This is a genomic window from Roseovarius gaetbuli (assembly GCF_900172365.1).
GTDB lineage: Bacteria > Pseudomonadota > Alphaproteobacteria > Rhodobacterales > Rhodobacteraceae > Roseovarius > Roseovarius gaetbuli.
The window spans coordinates 43,050-52,194 of sequence record NZ_FWFJ01000028.1 but is presented as its reverse complement, the minus strand read 5'-3'; the positions used below and the strand labels follow the sequence as shown (position 1 = coordinate 52,194).

Annotated in this window: 8 protein-coding genes; 1 reads left to right on the top strand and 7 read right to left on the bottom strand. The window is 56.8% G+C overall.

Translation table 11 applies throughout. The features are described 5' to 3' along the window. Positions 1-98 precede the first annotated feature (98 nt). Entirely contained in the window at positions 99-764 is a 666-nt protein-coding gene (locus ROG8370_RS13600) for an IS3 family transposase (RefSeq protein WP_370738340.1), read from the top strand. 3 nt (positions 765-767) lie between these two features. Here ROG8370_RS13600 and ROG8370_RS20215 read toward each other — a convergent pair whose 3' ends face one another. The 7 genes from ROG8370_RS20215 to bla all read right to left on the bottom strand — a co-directional run bounded on the left by ROG8370_RS20215 (position 768) and on the right by bla (position 8,988). Further along, positions 768-974, bottom strand: coding sequence for a hypothetical protein (locus tag ROG8370_RS20215; protein ID WP_139838156.1), 207 nt, complete (start codon positions 972-974; stop codon positions 768-770). 80 nt (positions 975-1,054) lie between these two features. Continuing rightward, positions 1,055-1,576: an HdeD family acid-resistance protein gene (locus tag ROG8370_RS13595; RefSeq protein ID WP_085827729.1), complete on the bottom strand. Its 522-nt coding sequence runs from the start codon at positions 1,574-1,576 to the stop codon at positions 1,055-1,057. A 158-nt stretch (positions 1,577-1,734) separates the two neighbouring features. Continuing rightward, on the bottom strand, positions 1,735-3,447 hold the full coding sequence (locus ROG8370_RS13590; RefSeq protein ID WP_085827728.1) for an amidohydrolase: 1,713 nt from the start codon (positions 3,445-3,447) through the stop codon (positions 1,735-1,737). A gap of 36 nt (positions 3,448-3,483) precedes the next feature. Further along, positions 3,484-4,812 carry a metal-dependent hydrolase family protein gene (locus ROG8370_RS13585; RefSeq protein WP_085827727.1) on the bottom strand — a complete coding sequence of 443 codons (1,329 nt, stop codon included), beginning with the start codon at positions 4,810-4,812 and terminating at the stop codon, positions 3,484-3,486. Positions 4,813-4,924: 112 nt separating this feature from the next. Beyond that, the gene (locus ROG8370_RS13580) at positions 4,925-6,271 is read right to left on the bottom strand and encodes a metal-dependent hydrolase family protein (protein WP_085827726.1); all 1,347 of its coding nucleotides are present in this window, start codon (positions 6,269-6,271) and stop codon (positions 4,925-4,927) included. 88 nt (positions 6,272-6,359) lie between these two features. Continuing rightward, on the bottom strand, positions 6,360-7,859 hold the full coding sequence (locus tag ROG8370_RS13575; protein WP_212580085.1) for a serine hydrolase domain-containing protein: 1,500 nt from the start codon (positions 7,857-7,859) through the stop codon (positions 6,360-6,362). 133 nt (positions 7,860-7,992) lie between these two features. Beyond that, positions 7,993-8,988, bottom strand: coding sequence for a class A beta-lactamase (gene bla, locus ROG8370_RS13570; protein WP_085827724.1), 996 nt, complete (start codon positions 8,986-8,988; stop codon positions 7,993-7,995). Positions 8,989-9,145 lie beyond the last annotated feature (157 nt).

The following is a 9,145-nucleotide window of genomic DNA, read 5'->3' as shown; positions in this document are numbered from 1 at the left end:
TCCGACCAAAAACGCTTCTTCTGACCCTTCTTGCCCGCCATATCCGCCCTCAAGATGTCCACTATCAATAGTGGACACTTATCAACACACTCTATGAAATGTCAGAGCAGCGAGGCCGGACGCTTACCTTTGGTCTGTGTTTTCTGTATCTGCGCAACGTTCAAGGCTATGGCTGGAACCACAAACGCGTCTACCGGATTTACTGCGCGCTGGAGCTGAATCTACGGATCAAACCCAAGAAACGGCTGAAGCGGGACAAGCCGGAGCCGTTAGCCGTGCCTGACAGGCCCAATGAGACGTGGTCGATGGATTTTATGGCGGATCAGTTGGCCGACGGTCGTTCGATCCGGACACTGAACGTCCTGGATGACTTCAACCGCGAGGGTTTGTGCATTGAAGTGGACTTCTCACTGCCCGCTGAGCGCGTCGTGCGCAGCCTGAACCAGATCATCGAGTGGCGCGGAAAGCCGCAGGCCATTCGGATCGACAATGGGCCCGAATATGTCAGTGGCAAGCTCATGGAATGGGCTGAAAAACATAGCGTTAGGCTCGAATACATCCAACCCGGGAAGCCCCAGCAAAACGCTTATATCGAGCGCTACAACCGCACGGTTCGCGGCGAATGGCTGAGCCAATATATCTTTGAAACCATCGAGGAGGCACAGGATCAGGCAACGCAATGGCTCTGGACTTACAACAATGAGCGCCCCAACATGGGCATCGGCGGCATAACACCCGCTATGAAACTGAAAACAGCTGCGTGATTTCTACGGCTGGACCCCATTGAAAATGGGGGGATTACCGTCCAGCGTGGTTTCGCCCATGCCTTCGGTGAGGTATGTGTTGGTTTCATGAAAAAAACCGACACAACAGACTCGTAATTTTCCGCTTTTTTCCGCTGACCCAAGTAAAGGTGACGATATTGCAGTAACGCCTGCAGAGACAGCTAATGTATTGAATGTTCTACGTTTCATGATTCTTTCTCCCTATCCAAGCGATTTTTTAGTTCAAGATGTTTCTACAGAAAGTTCCTCTGACACTGCCCGCCATTGCGTTATTCCCGGACTTCCTTGAAAAACCTGCCCATCATTGTGAGGCTTGCCCCTGCCGAAAGCATCTGGACCCCGAGCAGAGTCCCGAGCAGAGTCAGCGTCGCACCCGGTGATGACAAGATAATTATTGCCAACACGACTGACACTGACCCTGCCAACAAGAGGAGCCAAAAGAACCGTGTGCCTCTGACGCGGAAGGCGAACAAGATCTGGACGATGCCGCTTGCTGCGAGGAGGATCAGCAGAAAGGTAGATAGCGATATGATGCCGGCAAGCGGGTTGGCCATGAACGACCACCCCAGAAATGCTGTCAACGCGCCCAGACCCCAGGTCAGCACCTTGGTGCCGAGGCCTTCAGCCCAGACCCCGAGGGCAATCTGTAAAGCGCCGCCAAGTAAGAGAAAGATACCTGTAACCGTAACAATAGCCGCGGACGCAATCACGGCATTGAACAGCACAACGGTACCGAGAGCCATCGTCAGCACTCCAAGCCAGAAATATTTCGTCGAAATCTTCAGTGTCACAGGTCAGGTTTCCTTCTGAAAACGCTTTTGTTTTATGGTTCCACCGAGAAAGCGTTGCTATTTACCAGGGGCCGGTGGATCGCACGGCACGTCGTTATAGGCATACAGATCAGAGTGGTACCGGTCCTCTCAACGCCCAGTCCCACTTCATATCAGCATCAGGCGCCAAATTTCTGTTCGCCCGCCAGCCACGTTTCGCTGACAACAATATCCTCTATCTTCATGGGGGTCACTTTGGTCGGATCGTCTTCGAGGATGGTCAGATCGGCATATTTTCCGACCTCCAGACTGCCACAGATACCGTCCATCCGGCATTGGTATGCCGCGTCGATCGTGACCCCACGCAGGGCCAGGTCCGGCGAAACACGTTCATCTTCGAAAAACACATCCCCCCCGTCTGCCATGATCCGCGTGACCGCATCCTGGACCATCCGCAGCGGGCCAAGGGGCGTCACGTTGTAGTCGGAATGGAATGACACTGGAAGACCGGCCGCCATGGCTGACGCGACCGGATCGTAAAACTGCGCGCGTTCGGGTCCGAGGATCTCGTCGCGGAACGCCTTGCCCCACCAGCGCACATGCCCGATCAGGAACGAGGGCGACACGCCAAGCGCTACCATCCGTTCGATATGTTCGGGGTGCAGAACGCTGGCATGCTGGATCGTGTGGCGATGATCTGTGCGCGGCGTCTCTTTCAGGACGCCCTCGTAAACATCCAGCGTTATGTCGATGGCCGCGTCGCCATTGGCGTGAATCGCAACGTCCCAGCCCGCACCATGGGCATCGCGGACGACCGAAGCCAGTTCATCCTGGGTGTAATTAAGGGCACCGCGCGTGTCCTTGCCGAGGTAGTTTTCGCGCTGAAAGCCGGAAAACCCCTGGTTCGATCCGTCCGCCCAGGCCTTCACCTTGTTGAACCGGAACATGTCGTCGCCCTTGTTCGGAGACATCCCCAGTCCGTTCCAGATGTCCATCTGGGTCGATTGCAGCGCGCCACGGAGCCGAACGGGCGGTGCGCCCGCCATGACCGCGTTGAGGATATCGATATCGCCGCTGCCTCCAGTGAGGGCACCGATGCTCATGTCCTGCATCGCCGTCACCCCAAGCTTCGAGGCTTTATCGAAAATAGCCCTTATGTGGGCCGCGTTTTCTTCGACAGATAGTCGCGGCAAGGCGGCGATGAAGGGCAAATAGGCTGGTGGCTCTTCCAGCCGCCCGGTCAACTCACCGTTGGTGTCGCGGAGATACCGCGCGGTGGCCGGGTCAGGCGTATCGCGGGTGATGCCCATCGCCTGAAAGCCGCGGCTGTTAGTATAGGCGACGTGGCCATTGCTTTCGAGCATGAAAAAAGGATTTTCAGGCGAAAGCGCATCGAGTTCCGCCAGTGTCGGAACCTTTGCGCCCTTGATCAGGACAGGGTCGTAGTTCGCCGCATAGACCCATTCTCCGGGGGCCGTGTTGGCAACGGAATCGCGCAGCTTGGTGATCACATCGTCATAGGTAACATTGGCGAAGATGCCGACATCCACGAAGGCATCAAGCTGAACCATTGATGTATGCATGTGCGGGTCGAACAGGCCCGGCGTCATGGTGCGTCCGTCAAGATCGACAAGACGGGTGTTCGATCCGCGCAGGCCCTCAAGCTCATCCATGGCACCAATCGCCATGATACGCTCACCGCGCATCGCAAGCGCCGCGGCCCGAGGGGCCACGGCATCCATGGTGATGATGGTGCCGCCGGAAAAGATGACATCTGCGGTTTCTTGCGCCCACGCCGGGCGCGTGAAGATGGCAGGCGCGAAAAAGCCTGTACCGACAGCAGCTGCGCCGGAAAGAAAGCCGCGTCGATCAAGCGTAAGTCTTGATGTCATCTTTTTTCCTTTGGTGGATCATCATTATACAAAAACTCAGTTCAGGGTGTTCTTGTAGATTTGACCATCTTTCATGATGATTTTCAGGTTATCAACGTTGGTTACCGCTTTGAGGTCTTCAAGCGGATTGCCTTCGACAAGCAGGAGGTCTGCGTAGCCGCCCACTGCAACTGTACCAAGCGAACCTTCCTGATAGGGGTTGCGCATATCGCCGCTCAACTCGAACAGTTCGCCCGCAGTGCTCGTTGCCATCCGCAGGATTTCGACAGGCTCGAACCACGGCAGCAACCGCTCCATCTGCTGCGTTTGTTTGGCAAGCTCTTCTTCGGGAAGGAAGAACAAGTCGGTGCCGTAGGTCACCTTCAGATCAGGGAAATTCTTGATGGCTTTGTACACCCGTTCTGTACCCTGACAGACCACCGCCAGCTTGGAGTTCGAGAAATCATCCAACTGTGGCTCGCTACAAACTGTAAATGGCTGGGTACTCAGGAAAACGCCTTCGTCGGACATCCGCTGCAAGGTTGCATCATCCAGCAACTGGCCGTGGCCGACGTCCTTGATCCCCGCGTCAATCGCCCGGTTGATGGCGGAAGGGTGATACCCGTGAACGGTGACATAGGTGCCCCAATCCCCTGACGTATCCACGGCCGCCTTAATTTCATCAAAGGTGAATTGATTGCCCAGAAGAGGGTCCGCAGGCGAGCCGTATCCGCCGCCGATCGCCAGTTTGATATGGGATGCACCATTTTTCAGGTTTTCGCGAGCAGCCGCAAGCACCTCATCCGCGCCATCCACAAGATAGGCATGGCCCTGTCTTTCCCAATCGGGAGTCGTGCCGCCGAATTGAACATGGGGCTGGTTGCCGAACCGGAAGTCGAAATGCCCGGCTGTCTGGCCGATCAAGGCCCCTGGCGTATAGATCCTCGGGCCGGGAATCAGGCCTTCGTCAATGGCTGTCTTCAGGCCGAAGACGTTACCACCCATATCCCGAACGCTTGTGATGCCGCGCATCAACATGCCTTCGGCGTCCACTGTCGCGCGGATGTAGCCATAGGAAGCGTGACCCGTCAGCATTCGCATCTGAGAGATAGAGGAGTAGGCCAGATGGGTATGTGTATCCGAAAGGCCGGGCATCAGCGTGCGCCCGCCTCCGTCGATCACCCTGCCCCCGGCAACAGTAAGAGGTTCGGTGGAAATGGCGGTGATCAGGTTGCCTTCAACGAGTACATTAGCGTTCTCGATCCGCTCGGCACTAACGCCATCAAAGACATGCACGTTGGTGAACAGAGTGCGCGCAGGATCATCCTGCGCAACGGCAACGGAACACCATCCAATGATGGCAACGGCTGTAGATAATAGTCTCATGCTTTCTCCAGTTCTCGATCGGGGATGCAGAGGCATGCCCAATTCTTTCCCTCAGTAAATTCAAGAAATCGCTGCAGGCATTTTTTTGGCTAAACGCCTGCAGCAAAAAAGTTCACTCGATGGTGTTTTTGTAGATGACGCCGTCTTTCATGATCAGGTCGAAGTTGGCCTCCGCGTCGCCGACGAGATCGATATTTTCGAGCGGATTTCCTTCTACTAGAATCAAGTCAGCCAATGCGCCCACCTTCACTACCCCTAGCTCCCCCGGATAGGGGTCGCGTGGACCGGACAGCTTTAATAACTGGGCATTGTCGTGTGTTGCCATTTTCAGCACCTCAAAGGGCGTGAACCAGCGCTTCATCTTGGCCAATAACTTGCCTTGTTTTGCCGCAAGTCCTGCATCGAAAAGCACGTCTGTACCCCAGGCGATTTTTGCGCCGTGTTTCTTGGCATATCCGTAAACGATGTCTGTGCCCGCAGTCACAGTTACAAATTTTGCTCTATTGAGCGAGCCCTCAGGAAAGGGAATGGCATCCTCATCATCGAGAATGGGTTGCATGCTGAGCCATGCACCTTTTTCAGCCAAGAGTTTGACTACGTCTTCACCCAACAGGTGTCCATGCTCAATGCTCTTCACACCTGCTTCCAAGGCCTGTTTGACGGCCGTGTCCGTAAAGGCATGTACCGCGATGTAGGTATTCCAGGTGTTGGCGACCTCCACAAGGGCGCTCATTTCAGCAAACGTGTATTGGGTTACATCTAACGGGTCGAAGTCTGATGACACCCCGCCGCCGGCCATCACTTTGAGCTGGGACGCGCCCTGGCGCAAGATTTCTCGCGACCGCTTAATTACCTCGGGCACCCCGTCCGCTATTATCCCTATACCTGCTTGCTGAAGATAATCCAGAGGTTGCCCAGGATTCTCGGGCACAGCCAAAGGTGCACGATAGTCCCCATGACCCGAAGTCTGGGAAATCACCGCCCCAGAAGGGTAGATGCGTGGTCCGTTTATAAGCCCTTCATCAGTCGCCTTCTTGATTGAAAAGACATTTCCACCAATATCGCGAACAGTGGTAAACCCTCTCATTAAGGCGCCCTCGTTCGCTATAGCCCCTTTAAAACTCATATAGGCCAGATCATTTGTCATCAACTCAGCCACAGAAAGCGTCGCAAACAACGAGTGCCAATGGGCATCGATCAGCCCTGGCATCAGCGTGCGCCCGCCGCCGTCGATCACCGTGCCACCCGCGACAGCAAGTGGTTCGGTTGACACCGCGGTGATCTTGTTGCCTGTCACCACGACATTGGCATTCATGATCAGGGCTTCGTTGACGCCGTCGAAGACGTTCACATTAGTGAACAGGATCGGCCCATCGGCCTCCTGAGCAGCTGCCGGCAAGGCGACACTCACGGCGACGGCAAGCGTCGCGGCCAAGGTCTTTAGATTTAGTTTTCCCATCCGACTTCTCCTATTGTCGATGCAGCGCGTTCGGTGGAGAGTTCTATCTGCGCTGTGCAGGATCGCCCCTCCACCGAATTCGTGGCTCTTACTCAGCCGGTTTGTCGAACACAGAGCCGGAGAGGTCGAATTCATCGACCGCCCCGTCGCCCCGAATGAAGATCCGGTGGTTGAACCGCACGAAGTTAGGTTCGCCGGACGGATCTTCGAGCAATTCACCAAGGGCGCCCTCGTTCGGGCCTTCGGTGATGATGAAATAGCCCTCGGCCGTGTTGGCCACATTGGCAGGCGCGGGATCCGCTCCGCTGGTCAATGCGGAGAATTGGACAAACACATATTTGTCGCCCTCTTTGCGGATCTCGATGTTCTGGGAATTCCCCTTGAAGACGCCGACGAAGGGATCGAGCACAGCCGGATCAACGCCCGCTGCGACCGGAGAGTCGGCCTCGATTCCCGTGAAGGCTTTGACCATGTCGTCCGCAATTTTGCTGTAGGCTTCGACACCGCGATCGCTGTGGACCATGATCACCACGGCAAAGTCGTGTTCCGGGATCAACTTCAGAAAGGACCGCGTGCCGGGCCAATTCCCCCCGTGGAAGGGGCTGGTGACGCCGTCGTAGTCATGGACGAACCATGTCAGTCCGGTGAACTCGCCGACCGAAGCGTCGACTGCCGGAGCGTGGGCATAGTCCAGCGATTCCATGGACAGCAGCTGGTTCCCGGCGGCGTCCTTGCCGTCCAGCTGAAAGCGGGCGTATTTCAGCATGTCGGTAACCGTAGACCGGATTCCGCCGGAGGCTGCAGACTCTCTGATCAACGGAATGTAGTACGGCTTGAGATCACTGATGCTGCCTTCGCCGTAGATCGGCGGATGACCCCATGCGTAATCTTTGGCCGGCGGGGTGGGGTCGTAGTTGAAGGATGACGACTCCATGCCGAGCGGAGTCAACAGGTTCTCTTCGATCAGGTCCTCGATCGGCTTTCCGCCGACATGCGACACCACATGGGTCGCGAAGGTGATGGCGGTGTTGTTGTACATCCAGGTTTGACCGAACGGATAGATCTGCTCGACGTAAGCCGCCTGGAGCATGACCTTCTCGCTGATCGACCCACCCGGAGGAACAGGAAGGAACCCATGGTCGCCATACCAGCCAGCGTGATGGTGGAACAGGTCGACGACCCGGGCTTTCGACGTCGCGTCGGAATCCGCGACCCTCCACCACGGCAGGATGTCGACGACACGCGCGTTCAAATCCAGTTTGCCCTGTTCGGACAGCTTCATGGCCGTTGTCGAAAGGAAGGTTTTTGTCACCGAGCCGATTTGGAATTGCGTATCAGTGGTAACGGGCTCTCCGGTGGTGACGTTCGTAACACCGAGGCCGGCACCGTAGGCGTTGGGCCCATGGATGACCCCGATACCAAGTCCCGGGATGTTCAGTTCCTTGATCAGTTCCGAGGCTTCGGCGAGCACCGCATCAAAGGTCGCCTGGCCCTCTTCTTCTGTCATGGCCTGCTGTGCGAGTGCCGGTGTGACGCACAGTAGCGACGACACAAGCAGGGCAGGTAGTGGTTTCATTAGGTTCTTCACTGGGTTTTTCCTTTGCATTGGAAGTTTCGCTGGATTTCTTCTGGCGGGATAACGACAGCTCTTCCCGGAGGGTTCTGTCTTCGCCGGGCAGGATCGTGCTGGCACAGCCTGCACGGCGAAGTTTCCCCGTTTACTACTTCGCCATCTGTCCGACGTAGAAGTAGTCGTAAAGCGAGCGCGCGACCTCGGCAATGGCCCGATCCCTGTCCGCCTCGGATGACTCGCTGCTCTTGGTGAACACGGCGATGGCAAACCGACGACCGTCGGGAAGCGTGATATAGCCGACGTCATTGGCCACGCCCCCGATGGTTCCGGTCTTGTGCGCCACGGGCGTTCCCCGGGGCAGCAGCCCCTTGAGTCGGCCAGCACCGGTGCGCGTGCGCGACATGATGTCAATCAGGAAGTTGCGGCTCTCGGCGCTCATCGCCGTGCCGCTGTCGATGGCGAGCAGGAGTTGCAGCATCGCAAGGGGCGTTGCGTGGTCGCGGGGATCCGCCTCGAAGTCCAGATTGCGGTCACTGACGATCGTTGCAAGCTCCGGGTTGGTCTTGAAGGCCTCTGTGGCGACTTTCATCGTGGCAGGTCCCGGCAGGCCATAGAATTCCCCGATGATCTCGCCAGTCGTCCGATCGACCCTGAAATCGGTGATCCCGAGCCTGCGCAGGTTTTCGGTCACTGCCGCGGCTCCGCCAGCCAGCCCGATCAAGGTGTCGGTCGCCGTGTTGTCGCTCTCAGTGATCATGATCTCCATCAGGTTCGCCACCGAAAGCTGAAGCCCGGGATGCACGAATGTGTCGCTCAGCGCAGCGTCCCCGATCATCATCATGTCGGGTGTGATTTCGACCATCTGGTCGAGGCTCAGTTCCCCCCTGTCCACGCGGTCCATTATCGCAGTGGCGATCGCAACCTTGTAGGTGCTGGCCATGGCGAAGGTTTCATCGCCATTGAACGCGATGACATCGTCGCCACCGATTTCCTGCGCCGCGAAGCCGATGCGCCCGGCAAGCTTCGTCGCGACCCGCTCGATAGCGGCGGCAACAGGCTGGCCTTCCGCTGTCTGGCCGTATGCCGGGCCGAAGGTGGCCGCCGCGGAAACCGCAAGGGCCATGATGGTGTTGTGAAGTTTCATTTTCGTTCTTCCTTTTCTGTGAGATAGGTTTCGAGACTGTTCCGTTCGGTGTTGAAAACGTTGAACCGGCAGCCCGCGCTCAAGATCTGAGCGAATGGCAACCAGGAAGACGGAGATCAAAAACTGCATGACCCCGTCTTCTTGCCTGATCACATCA

Excerpts from the sequence above, each read along its gene's own strand:
- ROG8370_RS20215 (WP_139838156.1), bottom strand. The coding sequence starts at position 974 with ATGAAACGTAGAACATTCAATACATTAGCTGTCTCTGCAGGCGTTACT.
- ROG8370_RS13600 (WP_370738340.1), top strand. The coding sequence starts at position 99 with ATGTCAGAGCAGCGAGGCCGGACGCTTACCTTTGGTCTGTGTTTTCTG.
- ROG8370_RS13580 (WP_085827726.1), bottom strand. The coding sequence starts at position 6,271 with ATGGGAAAACTAAATCTAAAGACCTTGGCCGCGACGCTTGCCGTCGCC.
- ROG8370_RS13585 (WP_085827727.1), bottom strand. The coding sequence starts at position 4,812 with ATGAGACTATTATCTACAGCCGTTGCCATCATTGGATGGTGTTCCGTT.
- bla (WP_085827724.1), bottom strand. The coding sequence starts at position 8,988 with ATGAAACTTCACAACACCATCATGGCCCTTGCGGTTTCCGCGGCGGCC.
- ROG8370_RS13590 (WP_085827728.1), bottom strand. The coding sequence starts at position 3,447 with ATGACATCAAGACTTACGCTTGATCGACGCGGCTTTCTTTCCGGCGCA.